21 protein-coding genes, 3 pseudogenes and 1 riboswitch are annotated in these 23,899 nt (G+C 44.2%); of the genes and pseudogenes, 4 read left to right on the forward strand and 20 right to left on the reverse strand.

Features of this window, described 5'->3' with window-relative positions:
* Window positions 1-191: 191 nt before the first annotated feature.
* The 5 genes and pseudogenes from ACZ444_RS12520 to ACZ444_RS12540 form a co-directional block, all read right to left on the reverse strand.
* On the reverse strand, window positions 192-1,385 hold the full coding sequence (locus tag ACZ444_RS12520) for an IS256 family transposase (protein WP_464433219.1): 1,194 nt from the start codon (window positions 1,383-1,385) through the stop codon (window positions 192-194).
* Window positions 1,386-1,590: 205 nt separating this feature from the next.
* Window positions 1,591-2,000 (reverse strand): annotated as a pseudogene (locus ACZ444_RS12525) (Rossmann-fold NAD(P)-binding domain-containing protein); the annotation flags it as partial.
* Between the two features lie 136 nt (window positions 2,001-2,136).
* Window positions 2,137-3,101: pseudogene (locus ACZ444_RS12530) on the reverse strand (NAD-dependent epimerase/dehydratase family protein).
* 21 nt (window positions 3,102-3,122) lie between these two features.
* Complete coding sequence (gene galU, locus ACZ444_RS12535) at window positions 3,123-3,995, reverse strand: UTP--glucose-1-phosphate uridylyltransferase GalU (protein WP_382359100.1); 873 nt, start codon at window positions 3,993-3,995, stop codon at window positions 3,123-3,125.
* A gap of 380 nt (window positions 3,996-4,375) precedes the next feature.
* Window positions 4,376-5,036, reverse strand: a pseudogene (locus ACZ444_RS12540) (tyrosine-protein phosphatase).
* Between the two features lie 148 nt (window positions 5,037-5,184).
* Window positions 5,185-5,282, forward strand: a riboswitch (SAM riboswitch).
* Between the two features lie 99 nt (window positions 5,283-5,381).
* On the opposite strand from ACZ444_RS12540, the gene ACZ444_RS12545 reads away from it, so the two are divergent.
* Window positions 5,382-6,122: a cyclase family protein gene (locus ACZ444_RS12545; RefSeq protein WP_382359097.1), complete on the forward strand. Its 741-nt coding sequence runs from the start codon at window positions 5,382-5,384 to the stop codon at window positions 6,120-6,122.
* A gap of 28 nt (window positions 6,123-6,150) precedes the next feature.
* Complete coding sequence (locus tag ACZ444_RS12550) at window positions 6,151-7,275, forward strand: 5-methyltetrahydropteroyltriglutamate--homocysteine S-methyltransferase (protein ID WP_382359094.1); 1,125 nt, start codon at window positions 6,151-6,153, stop codon at window positions 7,273-7,275.
* A gap of 57 nt (window positions 7,276-7,332) precedes the next feature.
* Here the strand turns inward: ACZ444_RS12550 and ACZ444_RS12555 are convergent, their stop codons facing one another.
* The 11 genes from ACZ444_RS12555 to ACZ444_RS12605 form a co-directional block, all read right to left on the reverse strand.
* Window positions 7,333-8,403, reverse strand: coding sequence for an acyltransferase (locus ACZ444_RS12555; protein ID WP_382359091.1), 1,071 nt, complete (start codon window positions 8,401-8,403; stop codon window positions 7,333-7,335).
* 232 nt (window positions 8,404-8,635) lie between these two features.
* Window positions 8,636-8,926, reverse strand: coding sequence for a hypothetical protein (locus ACZ444_RS12560; protein WP_382359089.1), 291 nt, complete (start codon window positions 8,924-8,926; stop codon window positions 8,636-8,638).
* A 58-nt stretch (window positions 8,927-8,984) separates the two neighbouring features.
* The gene (locus ACZ444_RS12565) at window positions 8,985-9,275 is read right to left on the reverse strand and encodes a hypothetical protein (protein ID WP_382359086.1); all 291 of its coding nucleotides are present in this window, start codon (window positions 9,273-9,275) and stop codon (window positions 8,985-8,987) included.
* Complete coding sequence (locus tag ACZ444_RS12570; protein WP_382359083.1) at window positions 9,256-9,405, reverse strand: hypothetical protein; 150 nt, start codon at window positions 9,403-9,405, stop codon at window positions 9,256-9,258. The genes ACZ444_RS12565 and ACZ444_RS12570 overlap by 20 nt, the downstream gene beginning before the upstream one ends.
* A gap of 604 nt (window positions 9,406-10,009) precedes the next feature.
* A complete protein-coding gene (locus ACZ444_RS12575; RefSeq protein ID WP_382359080.1) occupies window positions 10,010-10,645 on the reverse strand; it encodes a YcnI family copper-binding membrane protein in 636 nt (211 codons plus the stop codon).
* A gap of 27 nt (window positions 10,646-10,672) precedes the next feature.
* On the reverse strand, window positions 10,673-12,292 hold the full coding sequence (locus tag ACZ444_RS12580; protein ID WP_382359077.1) for a copper resistance protein CopC: 1,620 nt from the start codon (window positions 12,290-12,292) through the stop codon (window positions 10,673-10,675).
* Between the two features lie 30 nt (window positions 12,293-12,322).
* The gene (locus ACZ444_RS12585) at window positions 12,323-12,799 is read right to left on the reverse strand and encodes a FixH family protein (protein ID WP_382359074.1); all 477 of its coding nucleotides are present in this window, start codon (window positions 12,797-12,799) and stop codon (window positions 12,323-12,325) included.
* Window positions 12,800-12,828: 29 nt separating this feature from the next.
* A complete protein-coding gene (locus ACZ444_RS12590; protein WP_382359071.1) occupies window positions 12,829-13,413 on the reverse strand; it encodes a DeoR family transcriptional regulator in 585 nt (194 codons plus the stop codon).
* Between the two features lie 352 nt (window positions 13,414-13,765).
* Window positions 13,766-14,200, reverse strand: a complete 435-nt coding sequence (locus ACZ444_RS12595) for an anti-sigma factor (RefSeq protein WP_464433353.1) — start codon at window positions 14,198-14,200, stop codon at window positions 13,766-13,768.
* A gap of 531 nt (window positions 14,201-14,731) precedes the next feature.
* Window positions 14,732-15,142 carry a FixH family protein gene (locus ACZ444_RS12600; protein WP_382359065.1) on the reverse strand — a complete coding sequence of 137 codons (411 nt, stop codon included), beginning with the start codon at window positions 15,140-15,142 and terminating at the stop codon, window positions 14,732-14,734.
* A gap of 3 nt (window positions 15,143-15,145) precedes the next feature.
* The gene (locus tag ACZ444_RS12605) at window positions 15,146-15,739 is read right to left on the reverse strand and encodes an SCO family protein (RefSeq protein WP_382359062.1); all 594 of its coding nucleotides are present in this window, start codon (window positions 15,737-15,739) and stop codon (window positions 15,146-15,148) included.
* 379 nt (window positions 15,740-16,118) lie between these two features.
* On the opposite strand from ACZ444_RS12605, the gene ACZ444_RS12610 reads away from it, so the two are divergent.
* Entirely contained in the window at window positions 16,119-16,943 is an 825-nt protein-coding gene (locus ACZ444_RS12610; protein WP_382359059.1) for a cytochrome c oxidase assembly protein, read from the forward strand.
* 113 nt (window positions 16,944-17,056) lie between these two features.
* Entirely contained in the window at window positions 17,057-19,264 is a 2,208-nt protein-coding gene (locus tag ACZ444_RS12615) for a heavy metal translocating P-type ATPase (protein ID WP_382359056.1), read from the forward strand.
* An 81-nt stretch (window positions 19,265-19,345) separates the two neighbouring features.
* On the opposite strand, the gene ACZ444_RS12620 is transcribed toward ACZ444_RS12615, so the two are convergent.
* The 4 genes from ACZ444_RS12620 to ACZ444_RS12635 form a co-directional block, all read right to left on the reverse strand.
* A complete protein-coding gene (locus ACZ444_RS12620) occupies window positions 19,346-19,855 on the reverse strand; it encodes a YfiT family bacillithiol transferase (protein ID WP_382359053.1) in 510 nt (169 codons plus the stop codon).
* Between the two features lie 309 nt (window positions 19,856-20,164).
* The gene (locus ACZ444_RS12625) at window positions 20,165-20,317 is read right to left on the reverse strand and encodes a ketopantoate reductase C-terminal domain-containing protein (protein ID WP_382359050.1); all 153 of its coding nucleotides are present in this window, start codon (window positions 20,315-20,317) and stop codon (window positions 20,165-20,167) included.
* A gap of 145 nt (window positions 20,318-20,462) precedes the next feature.
* Window positions 20,463-21,800 (reverse strand): L-cystine transporter, encoded by a 1,338-nt coding sequence (locus tag ACZ444_RS12630; RefSeq protein ID WP_382359106.1) that lies wholly within the window; start codon window positions 21,798-21,800, stop codon window positions 20,463-20,465.
* Window positions 21,801-22,204: 404 nt separating this feature from the next.
* Complete coding sequence (locus ACZ444_RS12635; RefSeq protein WP_382359047.1) at window positions 22,205-23,716, reverse strand: AbgT family transporter; 1,512 nt, start codon at window positions 23,714-23,716, stop codon at window positions 22,205-22,207.
* Window positions 23,717-23,899: the final 183 nt, after the last annotated feature.

The raw sequence follows: 23,899 nt of genomic DNA on the forward strand, positions 1-23,899 counted from the left end.
TAACCAATCAGCCTTAACAGAAAACGACGATTCAGAACTTTTAAACCAACTCCACTTCTTCTGTTGAACAACAGTAAGTTTTGGATGAATAAACAAAAATCTAATCTTTGTTTTAAAAAATTGGGGGCGTCAATAATTTTGTGTAAATGACCCTATCCCTTTTGAATTTAGTTAGCCAGTGTTTTAGTCGTTTAAACTTGTTCCTCCAGCGATTCAAACATCTGCAGTAATTCAGGCTTTGCTTTTTTGAAGCCTCTGTGGCACCGCATACCGAACTTATGGTTATAATCTAAAAACTGGGTCACCAGGAAACGTTCCAGGGCATCTTCATTTGGAAATTGTTCTTTGCGTTTGACGTAGCGTTTGATTTCCTTGTTAAATCCTTCGATGAGGTTTGTTGTATAGATGCTGGATCGGATGGATGCCGGAAAATCATAAAACGTTAATAAGCGATCCTGTTTCATCACGGCATCGACAGCACGTGGATACGTCTTATGCCATTTGTTTTGAAATTGTTCCAGGGCATTTAAAGCATCCTGGCGGCTTTCAGCCTCATAGACAGCCCTGAAATCATCCAGAATGACGGCACGATCTTTCACACGTACTTTGTTAGCGATGTTGCGGGAAACATGAACGCAGCACACCTGATGTTTAGCCTTGGGATAGACACGATGCAGCGCATCCGTCATGCCGTTCAAGCCGTCCGAAATGAAAAGAAGGACGTGTTCAACACCGCGATCATATAAGCGCTGAACGAGCTCCTCCCACACCTCGGCGGATTCCGTTGGGGCGATGGTGAAGTCGAGCACTTCTTTGCCGCCATCTTCCGCAATGCCAATGGCGATATAGACCGATTCCTTTTCAACGCTTTGACGCCGGATTGGAATTTGCGTGGCATCCAGATAAATGCAGACATAACGCTGTTCCAGCGTTCGCTCATGAAAAGCCTTAACATCTTCTGACACAAGCTGTGTCAGGTTGGATACAGTTTGTTTGGAATAGTGCTGACCATACATTTTTTCGATCAAATCGGCGATTTCATCCGTTGTGATGCCCTTTTCGTACAGGTGGATGATAAACTGTTCCAGTGTGTCGTTGGAACGTTTATAGGGTGCCAGGGTTTGTTGCTGAAAGGCACCGTTGCGATCTCTGGGAATATGCAGCTCAAGGTTGCCGTATTCTGTCTTAAACGTACGGCCATAAAATCCGTTACGGGAATTACCAGAGTTAACGCCAGCCTGCTCATAAGGCTCATAGTCCAGAAAAGCTGTTAATTCGTGTTTTAAAAGCTGATTGATCGCTGTTTCCAAGTGATGGCGAAAAACTTCTTCAATATCCTGTTTTTGGGCTAGTGATTCAAGCAAATCTGTAGTAAGATGGCTCATAGGGAAGACCTCCTGTGGGTGTGTTTTGGCTAACTCTATTCTACAGGAAAGGGTCTTCCTTTTTCTATGACCATTATTGAGTCATTGCGATTTACACAAACTATTTTACGCTCTCTAGATGATTATAATAATTCAATGACCGTAGCCTTATAAGTACATCCCCTAGAATGCATACTTACATAAAAAACAGCCATACGGTCGTTTCCTACGCCTTCCCATAATACGTAAACTTCTCCAATCCGTCCTCTATCGATGTCTCCGGCTTAAATCCAATCGCCTGATACAGCTTGTCCGTCAATGCATATGTATCCGGCACGTCACCTGCCTTAATAGGTTCATACTCTTTATTAAACTTAACCTCTCGCCCCAATGCTTTGCTCAGCGCTTTCTCCAGCGCACCAATAAATATCATGAGCCGTTCTGGACTATTATTGCCGATGTCGAAGACACGGCTCGGATCGCCATCTTCGGTTCTCTCTCGGCCGGATGACTCAGGAGGCGCTCCACGCCCATGATGATATCGTCGATGTAGGTGAAATCACGGTGAAGGTCGTTCTCAAAATCGCCATTGTTGAAGATCTTGATGGTCTTGCCGGCGTAATATTTATCCGTGAAGTTCAGCCGATAACAAGCTTCAGTAAATTAACCGTTCTTTTCATATGTGAAAAGGAAGGGCTAAATGGGCTGTCTATGACAGCTCATTTTTAATATTATTATTCTTTCAGTAAAAACGGCCATGTCGGCCGTTTTCTCATTTCTTCCCATAATACCCCACATACCACTCCGCAAATGTCTCCAGCCCGTCCTCTATCGACGTCTCCGGCTTAAATCTAATCGCCTGATCAAGCTTATCCGTCGCCGCATAAGTCGCAGGAACATCACCTGGCTTAATCGATTCATATTCCTTATTAAATTCAGCCTCACGCCCTAATGCTTTGCTCAGCGCTTTTTCCAGGGTACTGATAAATGTCATCAGTCGTTCTGGACTGTTGTTGCCGATGTTAAAGACACGGTGCGGATCACTGCCATCCTCATCTCTCTCGGGCGGATGGCTCAGCAAACGCTCCACGCCCATGATGATATCGTCAATGTAGGTGAAATCACGATACAGATCGTTCTCGAAGTCGCCGTTGTTGAAGATCTTGATCGGCTCGCCGGCGAAATACTTGTCCGTGAAGCCGAAATACGCCATGTCCGGACGCCCAAGCGGCCCGTATACCGTGAAGAAGCGCAGTCCTGTGGCCGGAATATCATATAAATGACTGTATGTATGGGCCATCAACTCATTCGACTTCTTTGTGGCAGCATACAGTGACGCCGGGTTGTCCACGAAATCCGTCTCCTCAAACGGCACCTTTTTGTTCGCCCCATAGACCGAACTGGACGAGGCATACACGAGATGCTCCACCGGATAATAGCGGCAAGCCTCCAGCAGATTGTAAAAGCCAATGAGATTGCTCTGGATATAAACATCCGGATGCTCAATCGAATAGCGCACCCCTGCCTGAGCCGCCATATTAGCGACAACATCCGGCTGGTGCTCCGCGAAAATGGCCATCAGCTTATCCTTGTTGGAGATATCTTCTTCGTAAAAAGTGAACCGTTCAAACGGCACAAGCTGATCCAGCCGGGCATGTTTTAAATTCACGTCGTAATAGTCATTGAGATTATCAATCCCAATGACGCGGCAGCCTTCATCCAGCAGTTTTTAGACAGATAGAAGCCAAGCCACCGTGATTAGTCATGTTCAGCGGCCAAACGCTTGATCAGCGCCGTGACATCATCGCCTATATCCGGATCCTTCATCGCAAACTCCAACGTTGTTTGAATAAAGCCAAATTTTTCACCAACGTCATAGCGTTTGCCTGCAAAGTCATAGGCGTAGACGTCCTGTTCCTGATTCAGCATCTGGATGGCATCAGTGAGCTGGATTTCGCCGCCGGCACCGATTTCATGTTTATCAAGATGCTCGAAAATCTTAGGCGTCAAGACGTAGCGGCCCATGATCGCCAAATTAGATGGGGCCTCATCCTGGGCGGGTTTTTCGACGAAGTAATTGACTTTGTAGCGCCGGTCTTCCTTTATATCCGGATCCACGATGCCATAGCGATTCGTTTCCTCATCGGGGACTTGCTGGACGCCGATGACAGAGCTTGCCGTTTGCTCATACTGTTCGATCAGCTGCCTCAGGCCAGGTGTTTCGGATTCGACGATATTATCACCCAGCAGGACAGCGAATGGGTCGTTGCCGATAAATTTCCGTGCGGACCAGACGGCATGTCCCAGTCCTTTTGGTTCTTTTTGCCTGATGTAATGGATATCCACGTCTGATATGTCATTAACTTTTTCGAGCAAATCATACTTTTCTTTTTGCTTTAGTGTGTATTCAAGTTCAAAGTTGCGGTCGAAATGGTCTTCAATCGCGCGTTTATGTTTGCCGGTGACGATAATAATATCCTCGATGCCTGATTCAATCGCTTCCTCGACGATGTATTGGATCGTCGGTTTATCCACGATCGGAAGCATTTCTTTCGGCATGGCTTTTGTTGCCGGCAAAAAACGTGTGCCCAGACCGGCTGCAGGGATAATAGCTTTCTTAACAGTAGCCAAACGATAACCTCCTCTAAGTCTACAATTCTTGTATAGTCTTCCTAGTATTTTTGTGTTGATCCGCTGCATGAGCGCGTTCGTTAACGCGTCCGGCATAAATTTTCTCATAAACGTCGTCGGAATGCATTTCATCGTCATTGGGCATTCCCCTATATAGTGGCTGCAGACTATTTATCGGCGAATGCGTTTTGCCCAATGCTGCTAGTCACAAATAGGGTAACAGCTTTCACAATCGCAAGCAATTCGCTGGCAGGTTTTTTGTTAAACGTGCAAGATTAATAGTACGAGAGCATCAGCAAGCATGACGTTGAGCAAACGATCTCCCCTGCATTGGAGTAATCGTACCAGGTTGGTCATGCTGTGGCATGCTCCCGCTCATTTTATTTAAACAAACCGAGAAATGACTTTTTCTTGATGGACTCAGGCGGCAGGCGGTTAACCGTTTGGCCGGCCACCAGCAGCTCGCAATTTCCGAGAAGGCCGCCGCGACGTCCGCGCCGTGCTCCTTGTCCAGCACCGCATACGCTTCCTGCAGGCAAAATCCGCGCGATGTCGTGTTATGCGCATCTGAGGCAATGAAATGCGACAGATTGGCGTTGATCAGCTGATTGGCGTATTTTTGCCGTTTTTTACCAAAATGTCCGGACAGGCAGGCAGCTGTCACCTGTGAGAGCGCGCCGTGTTTAACCAAATCCTGCAGTTCGTCTGGACGCTCCATAAGTTCGCGATTACGCTCGGGATGCACGATCACAGGGATGTAGCCCTGCACTTGTAAATCGAAAAACAATTGCTTGCTATAGCGCGGCACATGACCGGACGGTAATTCGACAAAGACATAGCTCGTCGTCTGATTCAGCGGCATAATGTCACCGGTCAGGAGCCTGTCCGCCATTTCACCGTGTATCCGCGACTCCTGCCCCGGCAAAACCGTGAGCGGTATCCCTTCCTGGGCCAGCATCTCATTAAAATCGCGGACATAGCCGGCGATCGTCTGTGGCCGTCGTCAATCCCCGGTAATATATGGCTGTGTATATCTATCATTCTATCACATCCTGCGGTGCGTGGTGCCAGGTACATAAACAATTCGCATTATTTATGTACCTGGCACCAAAAAATTTCAAAATTCTTTGTTGACTTTTTATTATAACAGATGTATTGTGGTAGTTAATAACAAAACGGAAGCAATATATTCTTATCCAGAGAGGTGGAGGGACTGGCCCTTGGAAGCCTCAGCATCGGTCTGTGACTGTGCTAATTCCAGAAGGCGTGCGGCGCTTAAGATAAGAAGAGCAAATGATCGTATTCAAGTCTCTTCTTAATTGAAGAGACTTTTTTAGTATCCTATTTGTTTTGCTTTCCGCTTTCATTTAAGGGGTGATGATCACGATGGTTAATTCGCTAATTGAGGCGTTCAATGTTTTAAAGCAGAAAAAATGGATTGATCTGACACATGCATTTGGGCCGGATTCACCGCATTTTTCCGCATTTAACGCGGCTGAATTTGAGACGCTGTTCGATCATGATGATGGCTTTTTTGCGCAAGCGTTCACCGTTCCGGGACAGTACGGAACACATATCGACGCGCCAATCCATTTTGTACCGGGGGATCAGCGTTATGTGCATGAGCTGGAGCTCCAGGAACTGGTGCTGCCGCTCATTGTGATTGATCAGTCAGCGGCGGCCGCGCGCAACCCTGACTTTACATTGAGCATCGACGATATCCGGGCATTTGAACAAGAACACGGTGAGATTGAGCCTGGTTCGTTTGTCGCGCTCCGAACTGACTGGAGCAAGCGCTGGCCAGAGCAGGATGCCTTTGAGAACAAAGATGACGCGGGCAATAGCCATATGCCGGGCTGGTCCGTTGAGGCGCTGCAGTTTTTATTCGAACAGCGCCATATTAAAGCCATCGGTCACGAGACATTTGATACCGATTCGGCTGCAGATTTCCGGAAGAATGGCGCACTTGTCGCCGAATACTACGTGCTGAATCAGGATACGTTTCAAGTGGAAGTGATGACCAATCTTGATCAGGTTCCGGCAAAAGGCGCCGTCATCTTTAATATCGTACCCAAAACCAAAGGAGCGTCCGGTTTTCCGGTACGGTCATTTGCCATTTTGCCTTAGAGAAGTATCTTTATGAGGAGGCTTAACTATGACGAACGTCACAACGAAAGCACCATTTTCAGCTGATCAGGTGGGAAGCCTGCTGCGGCCCGACCGCCTGCACGAGGCAAGAGATAATTTTGAGCAAGGCACCATTTCCGCTGAGAAGCTGCGCAGCGTTGAGAATGAGGAGATTGAACGGGCGGTTGATAAACAGCTGGAGACAGGTTTGCCAGCTGTTACGGACGGGGAATTTCGCCGCCGATTTTTCAATTTTGATTTCATGGAAAACTTGAACGGGTTTGAGGCCTATATTCCGGAGCAAGGCGCTGATTTTAATGGTGAAAAGGTGGAAAAACACGGTATCCGGAACACCGGTGAGATTTCGTTTAATCCGGATCATCCTTTTGTACAAGATTTAAAAGATCTGATAGCCATTGTCGACGGGCGTGCTGAAGTTAAATTCACCCTCCCGAGTCCGAATCTGTTCTTTAATGACGGTACGCGGAATCCTGCCATATATCCGGATCTGGAGAGCTATGCAGATGATCTGATCAAGACGTATCAGAAGGCGATTCAGACATTTTATGATGCCGGGCTCCGCTATCTGCAGCTTGACGATGTCTATATATCGGGACTGGCGGCAGACTATGTCCCATGGAATGCGGATCCAGGCGAGCAGCGTGGCGCGTTGATTGATCTGGCTGTTCGAGTGCTGAATGAGAGTCTCGCCTATAAGCCGGACGACTTAACCGTGACCGTTCATATGTGCCGCGGCAACTACCGCTCATCATGGGCCTATGAAGGCGGCAGCTACGACCGGATCGCACCCAACGTTTTTGCCGAAGCCAACGTCGATGGATTCTTCCTGGAATACGATGATGAGCGCTCCGGTGGTTTTGAACCGCTGGCCTACATTCCGGAAGGCGGCCCGCGCGTCATCCTTGGGCTGGTCACCTCTAAATCGGGCGAGCTGGAAAACCGCCAAGACGTGATCGCTCAAGTGCATGAGGCAGCCCGCTACGTGCCGCTCGAGCAACTGGGATTAAGCCCGCAGTGCGGATTCGCCTCTACCCATCACGGAAACAAACTGACCGAAGAACAACAATGGGCTAAACTGGCCTTTGTCGCCGATACCGCGAAAGAAATCTGGAGAGATGCTGCTAACAAGTAACAAGTGCCAGGTACATACACAATTGTAAATATTCGGAACAGTGTATGTACCTGGCACCTAAGAAGCTAGTTTCTTGCCGTTCTGTAATAGGTTATAAAAGATAAAAGCCAGTAAAAGTACGATTGGTGTGATTATCACTTTCCATAGAAGCCAATCTTCCACCATGGTCAATCCCATTCGGTGCATCAGAATGTGAATAGACGCCATAATAAACACATGTGACACATAAATACCCACTGCCTTCGCACCGATTTTAGCCATAACGGAACCCTTTCCCATCTGATTATGTTTGATAACCAGCAAAAATAGTACGATCACCAATGGAATAGTTGAGATAAAATAATTTTCTGCTTTGCCGTCGTACACTTGTAATGTGATAAATCCCTCCAGTATTTGCACGCATGAAAGAATGCCAAGCCAAATAACAGCAGAACGGGTCGGCATCTTTCGCGCAAAGCTGGCGAAGACTGGATACTTGGCCATCATGCCGCCAAGCGTTACATAAAATAACGCAAAAAAGATACCGTCTCGCGTGTTAAAGGGTATATCGAAAAGAAACGAATAGGACTGACCAAATAAACCGATTAGATGCAGTCCGATACTCACAACGAATAATACCCGTATTAATCGCATTTGAATGAACAGGAATAAAATAAGTATCGCCCATATAAGTGCTGGCAAAAACCATAAATGATAGACTGGCCAGCCGTCGCCAAGGTATATAAAGCTCCATAGGCTGAAATGGTCGATATAATTTGTAAACATATTCCATAATGCAGCACTGTTTTTTTCTGTCTCAATAAAATTGACAGCTAGCTCAAACAGAAAATAAAAGATAAACCATGCTAGATACAGCTTGATCAGTTTACGAATATATTTTTTAGCATACTGAACCTGTTCCGCATTTTTATTGTCTCGCTGAATTGTGTTCAGCTTCTGTACAAATAAATAGCCTGATGCTGCAAAGAAAAAAGGCACCGCAAATCGTGCCAATGTGTTAATGATAAAGTTAGCATCATCACCATCTATTATGCCAAGATGAGCACCCTGAACTGCTTTCGTGTGGATGGCCACCACAAAAAGAATGGCAAAGCCCTTCACATAGTCAATCATGTTGTTACGTTCCATTGTTTCTCCCTCTAATGTATATCGGATGAGTCATCTGTATTATCTTGAGTCCTTTGTTAGCTTTTGCTTCGCTATAGGGCTTTAATCGAATAATATTTAACGACCGGCATTCTATCATGAAAATACAGCATGTACCGTTACAAAAACATTAAAAATATATAACACCATTTAGGGATGATGCGTGCACGGCTTAATGAGCAGGCTATAAATTATGTACAGCAAGAAGGCTGTTTCACCTTCTTAGCTGTTTTTTTACTTTTACCTGGGATAGATCATTACGGCTTCTTATAGGGTGGTGTTTTCCATCTTTCATGGTTAAGTCATCTAATTCGCTTACAGCAGACTCAAATTCGCTGTTAGACATTTGGTTTGTAGCTAAAAGTGAGCATAGCATGGCATACGCAATCGGCGTTGTATCAACATTAACGTCGACATCGACATTTGAATTACCACTATAGTCAATTGAGGATTGCTGGTCATTTGTGACATCTATTGGTCTTACATTGTCTTGAGCATGTTCCAATATACTCCCCCCTTATGAGAAGCAGTAGTGAGGTAATAAATAACCCCACTACTACCGATTAATGGCAGTCGTTGCGTTTGTAGCGATGATTTTTACGTTTGCGGTGATGATGGTTTTTACATTTGTCTTGATGATGGTTTTGATGGTTTTTACGTTTATTATCATCTGTATTAACATCAACATAAGAATTACCACTTCTCGTGATCCTGGCACTATTAAACTTGCGATTTCTGCTCTTTAAGTCACTGTCGTTATCGACATGATGGTTATTATCACAGTCACAATCAGCGTTTGATTGCGAAAAAGCAAACTTCTGGTTCCCGTCCTGATCAAACTTTTTCTTCCACATATATTTTCCCTCCTTTATTTTCAATATACGTTACTATATTCATGAGCAGCTTTAATGAGCTGGCTCTTGTCTTAAACAATTCGCCGGTTTTTTTGTTTGCTATGATACGAGTCACATCCATTAACAGCATGCGCTGTCTCTAAATTAAAAAAGCCTGTCTACTCTAAGACAGGCGATTCACTCAATGCAATAGAGATCACTGTTTTTATCAACCACAGCCAGCAAGGGCCTAATTGAATACCGAAAAGTTTTAAGATATTGGCATATATCAGACCACCCGTTACAAAATAAGTGGCAAGTACAACCATAAACCTTGATCAAACGTTTGATCAAAGTACTAAAATTCCGTCATGCCCTGGTTCAGGCATTCAAGGGGATTATTTTGAGGTTGTATGCATCAGTCGTCGTTCTCGTTTATTATGTTTGATTTAGCAATAAGCACGGAATGATCTGTGTCGTTCTTCCTGCGTTCGTCATGCGTATGGGTGAAATCGCATGCCGTTCGAACGGCCGAGAGTCCCGGTGACAGAAAAAGCACGCGAGGACGCTGAAAAACGCGCGAACACCTAGAGGCCTGTCACGACCCGAATTTATAACTACTCTCCTGTTAGGTGACAGGTACATAAACAAAACAATTTTTCTATATAAAATGACTCAAATCCTGCCATCCATCACAACAAAAAAGGGATGCTAAACCATACGTGATTGGCATCCCTCATGAAACTATCCGGATTTCAGGAACGTTTACGGAACAAGCTAATGACTGCCAACAAAATGGCGACAGCGCTAAGGGTGATCGGCAGCCAGTTGCTGCCGCCTGACGTTGTACTCGCTTCATCGGTATTGTCGTCAGCTTGGGTCGCGTCACTCGAATCATTGTCATCACTATGCTGAGCGGTCGCGTCACCTGACACAACCTTGGTGACGGGAGCTGGCTCGTCTGAATCAGGGCCGCCGTCCCATTCCACGACGGAGCCGTCTTCATACGTTTGGTAGGCGTTCCAGCTCACGTCAGTCGGCTCGCTGGGGTTGGTCACGACCATATTGAATTCGGTAAATTCATTGGGGCCAACACCACCATCCGTTGCTTCCCAGGTAACGGATGTAATAACGTCATCGTCGTCTTTTTCCAGTTCATAATCCCAGCCTTCTTTCGGCATGACACTAACCAGATCAGCCTCTTCCGGAACGTCCAGTTCTAATTTGGTTGTATTCATATCCTTTTCGACTGGAACACGCACAGTGTATTTCGCCCAAGCGTCGGTTGAGCTCTTTTCCGGGTGGAGTGTCACGTGGGCACTTGCAGCGGGTGCTGTCAGAAACAGTGCCAGTAATACCACGAGTGGTGCGATCCATTTTTTATGTGTCATATCATTACCTCCATAAGTGTATTTGTTTTAATCTCCTTGACCAGCCATATAGACGTCATCTTCCCATTTGACTTTCTCATGATCCGAGTATGTCGCTGTCATTTCCAAATGCCATGTGCCGGACATCGAAAATGGCAGCTCGGCCGTGTAGTTTCCTTCATCATTTTCTTCAGCCTTTATGTCATCCGAACCCATGTCATGCTGCGGCATGGTGACTTTTGCCTCGACGCTTTCGGGCTGTTCGCCGTCCAATTCGGGAATCGACGCGGTCATGGTCCGGTCGCCTGTCTGCAGCTCATCAATATGGATCTCAGCTTCTTGATTATCGGTCACTAAGGTTTCATCATACGTTTCGACCGAAATCGGATAAGCAATCTGGCTCAGCCATACGCCTAGTATCATAACAGCCAGACCGACCAGCCATTCTGTCCGGACCAAACGTCTGGTTGTGAACGTTTGTCTTTTTCGCCATTTCAAAGTTTGGTATAAGGCCAAGCCTCCCATAACCATAGTTAATAAAACTTTCGCGATGACGACGCCGCTCCATGTTTTCCAGTCGGTGAACACAGCTGTGATACCGGTCTGGAGATAGACCATAACCACACCTGATATAACAACCAGTGCAGAAGCCGCGATCATCTTGTAAACAAAGAATGGTCTGAACGCTTGCCAGTCAACCGACGTTTTCTGCCGCTTTTCTGAAATAACCAGCAACATCACATAAGCTAAGGCACCCAGCCATAAAGCCATGGCCAATAGATGAAAGATACGCGGAATGAGAGCTATAATCGGATCCTTCATGCCCCATACATGGCCGCCAAACGCGAGTGTCACCGCCAGCAGGAGCCAGAGTGCCAAATACCAGCCGCGCTCCATGCCTGGAATAACCAGCAGAATCAGGAAAAGCAGCTGCGCGAAGAGCATCAGGATAAACGGAAATTGCCCTAACAGTTCCCATCTGCCGTTCAGGATCACTTGGATGATGCCCGGCGGAAGTGACAGACTATAGGTGACGAGTTCCGCCATCGTCCCGAGGAACAGGAGAGTGGCTCCGATATAGCGCCGTTTGCTCCAGAGCACATCAATTCCGGGAAAACCTTTTCGTTCCGCCAGCCACGCAAACCAGAACAGACCAGCACCGAGCAGAATGAGCACTTCGGGGATGATTCGTGAGGCGATGAGCGTCCCTTCCGTCCCATTGCTTTCATCAACCGTATTGACGCCGCTTTCGGTTGCCTCACCAACCGAAAAGGCATATGTACCACTAACGGGATGCCCGTCGGCCGAGACAGCGTCCCAGTTAACCGTGTATGTCCCGTTGTCCAGTTCCGGGAGCGAAAATGTCAGTTTAGGTGATTTTTCCTCCTCATTATCAGGATTGCCTGTGAAAACGGGCTGGGCGTTAACATCATAAACGTTGACCATAGCCAGATCGTGCTCGACCGGTTCGTTAAAGCGCAGCATCAGCTCCGATGGCGGTTTGTCTGCCACCACGTCCTCCGCAGGCTCCATTTCCACCAAAGTGGCATGCGCCTCGGCGGCGGGCGTGTAGGACAATAGTATGAAAAATGCCATGAACAGGACGATCAGGTTGGCTAAATGAGACTTTTTGGCGTACAGCCTCCTCAAGTCGACGCGATCTGTCATATCCACCGCTCCTTTGTTGTACTCTTGATGTTACTCATCGTTATCGCTTCCATCTTCGTTTTCATGCTTCTTGTCCTCTTTAGCTTTGTCGACATCTTCTTCAGTCGCATCCCCGACAGCGATATAGCGTTTCGGCATGGTGTGCAGATCGCGCGCTGATGTATGAGCATATACTTCGTAGACACCGTCATCGTCGAAAGATACGTCTGTTGTATAGGTCCCGTCTTCATTATTGTCGCCTTTTACGAATGTGCTGTTATCTTTGTCACCCTTCTTCCAGTATTCAAATCTCATCTCCTCGGCATCCGTTACTTTGCTATCGCCATAGGTAACGTTGGCTTTTAATTCAAAGGTTTTATCGACATCTACTGTCTTAGGCGGCTCAAAATCGACCTTCAGCATTTTGACGTCATCCATATCGACTGATTCATTATCATCGTCGTCGCCGCACGATGCCAACAGTGCCAAAGGTATTAGCAATAGAACGAGCGAAAGTTTATTGTTCATAGTTTAACCCTCCCATTAATAACTTCATTTTAGTCATCATCACAGCACTCGGAATGCTCAAACATTTGCTGATAGACCGTGTCCATGGCTTCGCGGAAACCATAAACGGTTCCACCAAATCCGTTAACAAATTTCCTGGCATCCGCTCCGTTAGCGAATGTGAGAACTTGTGGCTGACAACAGGCAACGTTCAACGTCGTATCCATGACAAACCAGGTTAGCGAAGCACTGATGGTTGTATTCAGGAAAAAATCATAGCAAATCGCATGGGATACCTCTTGACCCAACTGACGATGCCTCAGCAAGCCGCAATGCGCGCAGCAAGCCGATTCAATCTCGCCGCCGGGCAGAATTAAATGATAGACCATGTTCGAACGATTCGGTTTGTAACAATAGACACAATTGTTCGGATCACTTAATGTTTGATAATTCTTTTCGATAAGTGACATGCCGCCCGAAAATTTGCTGATCAGGCCTTCCTCAACCAAAGGATTAAGATCACGATGAATAGTCATTTCAGAAACGTTAAATCGCTCACTCAGCTCACTAATCCTTAGTGTCTTGTTCATCTGAATCAGTTGTTTAATCTGTTCCTGCCTCTCAATCGGAAACACCTCGTCGCCTCCTTCGTTTGCCTTGCTTTAGGATCACTATAGCCAATATAACACGTCAAAATACCAATATGTGTGACATAAATGTTAAAATTTATTATATATAACATGATTTAACATTGGAGGGGTGCCTGTCACGACCCGAAGTTTGTCGAACTTCGTTTACGCTCCTGTTGAAATGAATGCGTATCATGCAGAAAGTCATGATTTACTTGAAAAAATACCCTTACATCCTAACAAGCCAAAAAGTTAGCTAACCATTGTCACATCGTTTATATTAACGCGGAAGAAAAAAGTAACTGCTACCTATCTTTAAAGGAAAACAGTTACTTTTTATTTAAAAACTGCTCATCTGTTAAACGATCGCCCAAAGCGACGATGCGCTCGTTGATGCACGCCAGCATATTAATAGAATTTTTGCTCGGTATTCACCTTTTTCATTATCCGAGAATTCTGCTATTCCTTGCTTTTGTATGTCAGTCTTATGATCCCACCGCTTTTTTCCTTCCGGCTGGGTATCATCCAGTTTTGGATCCTTTGTAATGCCGGTTTGGTCAAAATCTTCATCTTGAGATAGCATATGTGTCAACGCTCCTGACCCAGATTCATCTGTATTAAATATACCTGCATTCAAACGTTTGCCATCTTTTAACAACCACACTTGATAAGTTTCTGTACCTTCCAGCTTAGGCAATCCATCGACTTGAACTATCAGCTTTTTAGTGTTGTTGTGCTGCACAACATACGCATAACCGTCCGTTTCGTGCATTTGGCTGTTAGCGGGTCTCAAATGGAGCGACGTCATAATTTCAGCTTGCTGGCTGCTTGCACTTTACTGTTGGATTCCTGACTGTATATTGACATATGTCAAAATGGTCGCAACTGCAAACAAAAGAATAACAAGACCCGATGTCAATGGCGTAAACGGTAAGCATGCAGAACTGACTTTCTGGGTCTTGAAACAGAATCCCTTTCCGTTCAGGAGGATCCCAAATTCCTCCTTTCATCATGGCTTGAATGAAGTCGGGAATAAGGCCTGCCAGTACATAGAGCAATGTGCTTTTGCTAGGAGGTTGTCTCTCTCTATATACTGCAAATGAAGGTCACTGCAACCGGCGTATGAAATAGTACTCATGATTCCCACCGCACTTTTTGAGTGGACAGCACAATTTCATAACTATTTAAACTGTCCGATGTCTTGCAAATGCTGCATCAGCGTAATTTCCTTTTTTGCTTGAATCGAATCTGGTTTCATTAACTTAGCCATCACGTCTGCATCCTGATGATCACCTTTAGCATGGGTCTTTTCAGCGTTCCCTACCTAAAACTCCTGTTTCGGCATGGCGTGACTGTCCCGGGCTGTTGTGTGTGCAATAACCTTATAAGTACCCTTGTCATTAAAAGTATGTTTCAGTGCATAAATGCCTTTCCCTTTATTTTCAGGTTCAAACTTTTCCGATGTATCCTGATTTTCGCCCTTCCAAATTTCAAATTGGACCTCATCTGCGTCAGCAACGTTTTCGTCACCTTTTGTTACTTTTGTTTTAATGGTTCCTTCTTTTCCAGTGTGGAAGGCATCTGCTTTTGTTAAAAATTCTACTTCTAATGGCTTTAAAGACTCTTCTGCTTCCTCATCATTTTTAGAATTGTTTGCGTTATCATCATTGGTACTACTGCAAGCTGCCAGAAACATAAGTGAACATGCAGTGATTAATACGAGTAATCTTTTCATTGGTTAGTCACCTTTCGAATTTAATATTTTCACATGGTCAACTATTTTGTCATAAGGCACATCCGAATAGCCGTCATACTGTTTAACAATGGTGCCCTGCTGATTAACCAGAAAAAACCTTGTTCCATGTGAGACTTGATCTGATCCTTTCGGTGGCTTTCCAACGGCAGATTTAAATGATGATTCGGAAAGATCCTTCACATAATCAAAACCGTAATCACCCAAAAAAGACCAATTTGATAAATCCCCTCCACGTGATGAAATATATTTTTTCCGTATGTCTTGTGTATCACGCTCCGGGTCAACACTAAATGAAACCACTTCAACCGAAGCATTAGCTTCATTCAATTTTTCCTGGAGTTTCGCCATGTTGGCTGTCATTGGCGGACACACTGTCGTACAGCCTGTGAAGATAAAGTCAGCAATCCAAACTTTCCCCTTAAGATCAGCTAATGAAACGGTATCTCCACCCTGATCCGTCGCTTCAAACTTTTGGACATCCCAGTCCAGCTTGTCGGAGATTGTCTTTTCACTGCTGCATGCCGAGCCTATTATGATTAGTAACAGATAAGTTGTAAATAATAGTATTCGTTTCAATCTTACCCGCCTCCTTAACTCGCCTTTTTTAATATGAATCTCTCTGACATATTTGTCACAATCGCACACAGTAAGCAGAATCACCTGTATATTCTCAACCGCATAACTTGTTTGTTATTGTATAACACATTACATCATAAACTAACATCGATAATATAGTTTATTGAATAATTATTCAATAACATTTATGTGAAAACTCTATGACATTTCCTGTTATAACAAGTAATAAGCAGGTTATTGCTTCCTGTTACCACTAGTGTTATACTATGATATGATTAAACATTTTATAATATTTTAAATTTTTATATAAATATTATAAAAAGGGATTCTTTAACATACTTTATAATTTCAGAAAAAGATTAAAGGAGGAGATTTGTATTTGATTGAATACTTTCAATTATTGCTGGGCGATCAATTGGAATGGGGATATCCTCTGTTGGGGTTCCTTTGTTGTATAGCCATTTCATATGTTTTTCTGGTAAAACGCTATACGCAACTGAAATTGAGGAACATGAAGCCCCTTCTTTTTCTTGTTGGTTTAGGATTATTATACATCACAGCCGGCAGCCCTTTGGCAGATATTAGTCAACTATCATTAAGTTTACACATGACACAAATGAGCGTCCTTTATTTTCTAATCCCACCTATTCTTTTCTTAGGTATCCCCGATCAACTGTTTAACCATGTGTCTCAAGTTCTTAAATCGAATAGAATCAGCAAGCTTTTCTTTGCCCCTAAGATAGCGCTTTATGTTTTTGCTGCATTATTCTTTATGTACCACCTTCCATTTGTAATAACGATTCTTTCAAAAAGTGCACCAATACACAGTGGCTATATATTCGTTTTATTCCTGTTATCTTTGGGGATGTGGTGGCCTATCGCAGCCCCAGATTCTAATCAGCGGCTTTGCAGAAGCGAAATGAAACGTTATGCCTTTTTAAGCGGGATTATTCTAATGCCGGCATGCTTATGGCTGATCCTATTGGCCGTTATTGATATGGGAAACAGTTCTTCTATTAGTCAAACCACTGCTCCATACTGCTCCCCTTCACAAGCCGATTCATTCAGCTTGCTACCTTTCCCCTTTAACACAAAATTTGATCAATTGATGGCAGGAATCGTTATGTTAGGGTTGCACAAAACAGGATTGATGGTGACATTTAAGTTAGGGGACAAATTCAGACCTTCCGCCCCAAGCTCATAACAGAAGCGATCCACATTTTTGCAGTCTGCTCAGCTAGACTGCTTTTTTATATGTTCTAAATGTATTTTATTTAAAATACAATACAGTACAGTGTTTAAAAAGGTGGTACTAAGATGGAAGAAACCAATTACCTGGTAATCTCAGGAATGCATTGTGCTGCTTGTTCTGCAAGAATTGAGAAAGTCGTTTCTAAGATAGATGGGGTAGCCGAAATAAACGTTAATTTAACAACTGAAAAGGGCCGTGTCACACTTAACACAAATCAGACAAGCATGGCAGCTATCATCAGTAAAATTAATAAAATTGGTTTTGAAGCTAAGGAAATCGATAAAAGGGACAACCAATCGAATCATCAAAAACAAAAGGAAATCAAAATTCTTCAATGGAAGTTTATAGTTTCGGCATTACTCACTTTTCCATTAGCCTGGGCCATGTTTGCACATTTTAACTGGGCTTCTTCTATGTATGTGCCAACGTTATTGACCAACCCGTTTTTTCAGCTTGCCATCACGATTCCCATCCAGTTTATAATAGGATTTCCATTTTATGAAAGGGCCTGGAAAGCCATAAAAGGCGGCAGCGCCAACATGGATGTTTTAGTTGTATTAAGTACATCAGCAGCTTTCTTCTATAGTCACTATATAACGTTTGTGTCTTTTTCTGTGCCGTCCCCAGGACATCCGACATTATATTTCGAAACAAGTGCTTTTATTATTACATTTATTCTATTGGGTAAGTTATTGGAAGCAAAAACGAAATTGCGGACGACTGAGGCTGTCAAAAAACTTTACCAATTACAAACCAAAACAGCAACATTATATAAAGATGGACAGGAATTTAAAGCGCCTGTTGATCAACTATCACCAGGTAATATCCTTATCGTTAGGCCCGGTGAAAAGGTTCCAATCGATGGACGAGTCATCAAAGGGAATTCCACGATTGATGAGTCTCTTTTAACCGGTGAAAGTATACCAGTAGAAAAAAACGCTGATAAATCAGTGTATGCAGGAACTGTCAATCAAAATGGTCTGCTAACCATAGAGATTACAAAGCGAAATTCAGAGACGGTTTTATCGCAAATCATTGATGTTGTAGAGGAGGCACAAGCTTCCAAAGCACCTATACAGCAAATAGCCGATAGAGTCACAGGCGTTTTCGTACCAATTGTTATCGTCATCGCATGTATGCCATTAGTAGCATGGTATACAGATTTTCTGGAGATGCCGTTTAACGAAGCTCTGGAAAAAGTCATTGCTGTTTTAATCGTAGCGTGTCCATGTGCCCTCGGTCTGGCCACACCAACATCCATTATGATTGGAAGCGGACGGGCTGCGCAGTTAGGAATCCTATTTAAGGAGGGGAAGCATTTAGAATTATTAGGTAACTGCAAAACCTTAATTCTAGATAAAACAGGGACTCTTACCAAGGGATTCCCTCACATAACAGACATTTACGTTGACCATTTCAGCGAAAATGCATTTTTGGAAACAATCGCTGCGGTCGAAAATGATATCGAGCATCCTGTAGCAAAAGCCATTGTCAATAAGGCAAAAGCGAAAATGCATGCGATTCCTAAAGCATCTCAAGTGGTCACTCTCCCGGGTTATGGTGTACAGGCTTATGTACACGGAAAAAAAGTAAAAATTGCTAACGCCAGGTACTTTATAAAAAACGATCATCCCCTCCCGCAAAAAGCATACCAGCTGATGACACAGATGGAGGCAGAAGGAAAAACAGTCATGATAGCATTTATCAATTCCCGTTTTGCCGGAATAGTAGCTGTTGCAGATGACATGAAGACTTCTTCCGCGACTGCCATTTCCCGTTTAAAACAACTGGGATTCGATATAAGCATGCTGACAGGTGATAATACAAGTGCAAGCAAGGTCATTGCGAAAAAAGCGGGTATAGATAACTATCAAGCAGAGGTATCTCCACAAGATAAAGCGGCTAGTATCACGCAATTACAGCAAAACGGCAGTACTGTTCTAATGGCAGGTGATGGCATTAATGATGCTCCTTCCCTTGCTGTTTCTGATGTCGGAGCAGTCATTGGGACGGGATCAGATATTGCAATTGAATCCGGAGATGTCACGATTATCAAAGGTGATTTGAATCGACTGGTTGATGCTATCCTGATCAGTAAAAAAACAATGCGGAATATAAAGCAAAACCTGTTTTGGGCGTTTCTATACAATATTATCATGATACCCTTTGCCATGATTGGTGTGCTAGCTCCTTGGCTCGCCGGAGCAGCCATGGCTTTAAGTTCGGTGTCCGTTGTTTTAAATGCGCTCAGACTAAAAACTGTCCCACTCTGAAAAACATAGGACAGTTCCTGTGTTTCTTTTTCTGTAAACACAGGAACTGCGTGCCTGGCACGACCCGAAGTTTGTCGAAACTCAATGGGATAGAGCAATCTTGATATGGGCTAGGTGGTGTTCTTCGTGCCAGGCCAGTTTCGCGACTTTGGTGGCAACGGTTGTCTCGCCCTTTCCCCGGAGTGTAAAAGCCCGGTCAAGCTGGTCTTCTGTTAAACGGGATCCTAACGCGACGATGCGTTCGTTGATACCTTCCAGCATGTTAAGCGAACTGTCGACAGGCAGCTCCGTATCCGGCTGAACAGCCCACTTTTCCTGGTCAAAATCAGGGACGGTTGGATTGTCATCGGTCAGCGCCATTTTCAAACGCTGATACATGTTCAGCTGCGAATCGGCAATGTGATGGACAAGCTGACGAACGTTCCAGCTACCCTCACGGTATGTTTTCGCTAATTCCTCGTCACTTAAGGAGCCAGCAGTCTCTCTTAGTCTGCTCGTGTACGTTTTGATTTCATTCAGCCATTCCTCAATATGTTCTAATGACACTGTTTCAGGAACTTGCAATTCCCCAATTGGAAATCTGACACTCATTTATATCACCTCGGAAGAATTTTGTTCACCTCATATTATTATAACATAGCATATAATTGTTCCAGAGAATGATCCGTGCCAGTATCCATGCCTTGCAAATAGCCAATACTGTGCCGGTACATTATATCCAGCAGGTGCCTGTCACGCCCGGATAATATGGACGTTTATCATTTCTGACAATAACCATAAAAATAACCCCTCATGCACTTTAGCAAATATGTGAGGGATTATTTCTCTGGTAACCACAGTCTAAATGGTAGTATTTAATGATACTTTTATATTACTGATGTTAAAATATGCGGTGACTAATTAAACCGTGCTATCGAAGCTTGATCCATTTTCATACGGCTTTAACAATGCATAGATGGATCGCATGAACGGAAGCGTCAAACCTTTTTCTTTCGCCATATTCAGTGCACCGCCATGAAGATTCTCGACCTCAATTGGCTTTCCTTTTTGCAAATCCTATAACGCCTCCCCTGACTGATCCCTAGTCAATCAGTCAATCGTTTCAATCCGTATAGGTATTTCTGTGATAGGCTTTGATTGTATCTATTATAGATGTTCGAACGCCTCATCAAATAATAGTCAAATTCCATCAATTATCTTAGCTTGATAGACGCTGTTCCTGACCTACTTGGTTTTCTTTTTCATTATAAATCGTTTTATCAAGGTTATTTGTTATTTTCCCTGTCAACACACCTGATAACATACCGCCGCTAACATTTAATGCTGTACGCGCCATATCAATAAGCGGTTCTATCGAAATAAGCAGCCCGACAATAGCGATAGGCAGATTCAGCGTTGATAAGACGATAATCGAAGCAAAGGTTGCTCCACCGCCAACTCCTGCAACACCAAATGATCCTATAGCCACAACAATCAGTAACATCGCAATAAATCCAGGCGTGAAAGGATCAATACCTGCTTCAGGTGCAACCATAACCGCTAACATGGCAGGATATATGCCAGCACATCCGTTTTGTCCAATCGTGACACTAAAAGCTCCGGCTATATCGGCAACACCATTTGAAACGCCGAAATTTTTCTTTTGTGTTTCGATATTAAGAGGTAAGGTCCCCGCACTGGAACGAGACGAGAATCCCATTATGAGTGCTGGCATTCCTTTTCGAATGTACGTCATTGGATTTAAGCCCGCAAAACGAATGATCAGCATATGAACGAGGAACATAAGAATGATGGCCAAATACGACGCGATAATAAATAACCCCAGATTCACAAATGTCGATATATCACTTGTCGCAGCCTTATTGGCTATTAATCCAAGAATGCCATATGGCGTCAGACGCAATACGATCGTTACAACTCTCATCACAATATGAAAAATGGATTCAATCCCTGCCCCGAATTTTTCTGCTTGATCGGGCTGCTTTCTTCTAATACCCATATACGCTATGCCAACTATAATTGAAAATATAACAACGGCAATGACTGACGTACTTCTTTCCCCAGCAAAATCGTAAAATATATTATTGGGAACCATATCCACAATCATTTCCGGCAGTGATCTATCCTCTATATCGCCTGCCCTATCTTCAATGCCTGCGATAGCTTCTGCTTCTTCATCACCTTTTGTAAATTCAAGACCTTTTAGTTCAAAAATACCAGCAGACGCAACACCTATTGCCCCTGCTATGATAACTGTTCCAACTAAGACACCTACGGATATGCCACTAATTTTTCCAAAGCCTTTTGTGAATTTAGAACTCGTAAAGGCTCGCAAAAGCGAAAAGAAAACAATAGGCATGACTAACATTTGCAATAAGGATACGAAGCCATTACCAGCGATATTAACCCAATCCATGGCACTGGTAACGATGTCTGAAGTCGGTCCATACAAAAGCTGGACAATAAGCCCGAAAACGATACCAACGACTAACGCGAGTAAAACGCGTTTTCCAAATGAAACATGCTTCCTTTGCATTTTGAACAAGCCGTAACAAATGAGCAAGAATACGGCAAGAATGATCAAAACGTGAAATACCGCCACTATTAAGTCCCCCTCATGAACAATCATTCACTCTCAGATTCCAAATCTTTTGTCTGTACCTGCTAAATGATTCAGCGAAAAATCAACAGTTAATACAAGCACAAAAACCTTCGATCCACCATCCCTTCTTTTCCGATCATTTTACTTGGAATTAAACGATGACTTGATTATAGCTTACGCCTTGCCCCTTGTAAAGACATTTCTGATAATAACCATAAAAATAATCCCTCATGCACCTTAGCAGGTGCATGAGGGATTATTTGATGTTTGCTAGTAGCCCGATCATCCACCATTTTTTCAATGGAGGCCTTATCAAAAATGAATGATCTATGTCCTCATTACATAAACGTATGCACCCCAGGGCCATAAGGCATGCCTGTGAAATAGAAGATGGCCAGTAATATAATCCAGCTGATGAGAAATGCGATCGAATAAGGCAGCATCAAGGAAATATATGTTCCAATGTTCGCCTTGTTATCATATCGCTGCATAAACGACAGCACAATAATCATATAAGGATACAGCGGTGTCACGATGTTCATGGACGAGTCGGCCACACGATAGGCGATTTGCGTAAATGCAGGGTGATAGCCCAGCTGCATAAACATCGGCACAAATATGGGTCCTTCAATCGACCATTTAGCTGATCCGGAGGTAATGAATAAGTTCATGATAGCGGTGAAAATAATATAGCCGACCACAAGTCCAAAACCGGTGAAGTTGATGGATTCCAGGAAATTGGCACCATGAACAGCCACCCAAACGCCCATGTTCGACCAGGAAAAGAATTCAACAAACTGCGCAATGGCAAATGCGAGCACGATAAAATTCGTCATATCCTTCATCGCCTCGCCCATGTAGTGACTCACGTCTTTGCTTTTCTGGATCTTCCCGACTGTCATGCCAAACGTGACCCCCATGATCACGAAAAGGAAAAAGATCAGCGGAACAATCCCGTCGAGAAACGGCGAGTTGGTAATACTTCCATTCTCCCCGCGGAGCGGACTGTCATGCGGAATAAGCGAAACAAAAATGATCGCCGCATAAACTAAAGCCGCTATCAGCGCGAGGACGATCCCTCTTTTGGCATGAGGCAATTCTTCCTCCTCTTCCTCTTCAGCTGCGTCACCGTCATACGTTCCCAGTCTCGGCTCAATAACGCGCGACGTCACTAATCCGCCGACAACCGTCAATACAAGAGTCGAAAAGATGTTAAAAAACCAATTGTCTGCCGGTGTCACGACAAAAGACTCGTTCACAATTGAAGCTGCTTCCGTTGTTAGACCAGACAATACCGCGTCGGTCCCTGCTATCGCCAAATTGGCCGTAAATCCCGCACCGGCACCGGCAAAACCAGCTGCCAGTCCCGCGAGCGGATGACGTCCGACCTTATAGAAGACAAGCGCACCCAGGGGCGGTATCAGCACATTGGCGGCATCTGCAGCAAGATTACCCATAATGCCAACAAAGACAAGCAAATACGTCAGCAAGGCGCCCGGTGCTTTCATGATGGTCTTGCGGATGGCGTAATCAAGCATGCCAACCTTTTCCGCGAGTCCAATCCCCAACATCATGACGATAACAATGCCAAGCGGCGCAAAACCGGTAAAGTTATCAATCATGGAGGTGAGAATAAATTGCAGACCTTCTCCGGAAAGAAGGCTTTTGACCGGTTCTTCCTCGCCCGTACCGGGATGAACGACGGACGCATCGAATAAATTGAAGACAAAGGAAACAAACAGCATTAATACAGCTAGTATGACAAATATGATAAACGGATCCGGAAGTTTGTTGCCAACCCGTTCGATCGCATCCAGAATTTTTTGGAAGAAACTTGTTCGTTTTTTCATCACCTTCTCCCCCTTTTTTTCACTATAACCCTTTTTCCCTATCATTTTACTATGATTTTGGCCTGATTTTAGCTTACTTCTCGCTTCCTGTAAAGACAAGATTCCTTCATAAGTTGTTCCTGTCAGAAACCCGAGTAATGGCTATTTTGGGTATAGGATCCTTGTTTCTATCCTTCCAGATCA

The sequence above is a fragment of the Lentibacillus kimchii genome, from assembly GCF_055381965.1.

Bases quoted from the DNA above. Each gene is read 5' to 3' on its own strand.
- ACZ444_RS12565 (WP_382359086.1), bottom strand. From the start codon at position 9,275: ATGTGGAAGAAAAAGTTTGATCAGGACGGGAACCAGAAGTTTGCTTTT.
- ACZ444_RS12585 (WP_382359074.1), bottom strand. From the start codon at position 12,799: ATGAACAATAAACTTTCGCTCGTTCTATTGCTAATACCTTTGGCACTG.
- ACZ444_RS12575 (WP_382359080.1), bottom strand. From the start codon at position 10,645: ATGACACATAAAAAATGGATCGCACCACTCGTGGTATTACTGGCACTG.
- ACZ444_RS12555 (WP_382359091.1), bottom strand. From the start codon at position 8,403: ATGGAACGTAACAACATGATTGACTATGTGAAGGGCTTTGCCATTCTT.
- ACZ444_RS12550 (WP_382359094.1), top strand. From the start codon at position 6,151: ATGACGAACGTCACAACGAAAGCACCATTTTCAGCTGATCAGGTGGGA.
- ACZ444_RS12570 (WP_382359083.1), bottom strand. From the start codon at position 9,405: ATGCTGTTAATGGATGTGACTCGTATCATAGCAAACAAAAAAACCGGC.
- ACZ444_RS12620 (WP_382359053.1), bottom strand. From the start codon at position 19,855: ATGAGTGTCAGATTTCCAATTGGGGAATTGCAAGTTCCTGAAACAGTG.
- ACZ444_RS12580 (WP_382359077.1), bottom strand. From the start codon at position 12,292: ATGACAGATCGCGTCGACTTGAGGAGGCTGTACGCCAAAAAGTCTCAT.
- ACZ444_RS12615 (WP_382359056.1), top strand. From the start codon at position 17,057: ATGGAAGAAACCAATTACCTGGTAATCTCAGGAATGCATTGTGCTGCT.
- ACZ444_RS12630 (WP_382359106.1), bottom strand. From the start codon at position 21,800: ATGCAAAGGAAGCATGTTTCATTTGGAAAACGCGTTTTACTCGCGTTA.
- ACZ444_RS12520 (WP_464433219.1), bottom strand. From the start codon at position 1,385: ATGAGCCATCTTACTACAGATTTGCTTGAATCACTAGCCCAAAAACAG.
- ACZ444_RS12635 (WP_382359047.1), bottom strand. From the start codon at position 23,716: ATGAAAAAACGAACAAGTTTCTTCCAAAAAATTCTGGATGCGATCGAA.
- ACZ444_RS12545 (WP_382359097.1), top strand. From the start codon at position 5,382: ATGGTTAATTCGCTAATTGAGGCGTTCAATGTTTTAAAGCAGAAAAAA.
- ACZ444_RS12600 (WP_382359065.1), bottom strand. From the start codon at position 15,142: ATGAAAAGATTACTCGTATTAATCACTGCATGTTCACTTATGTTTCTG.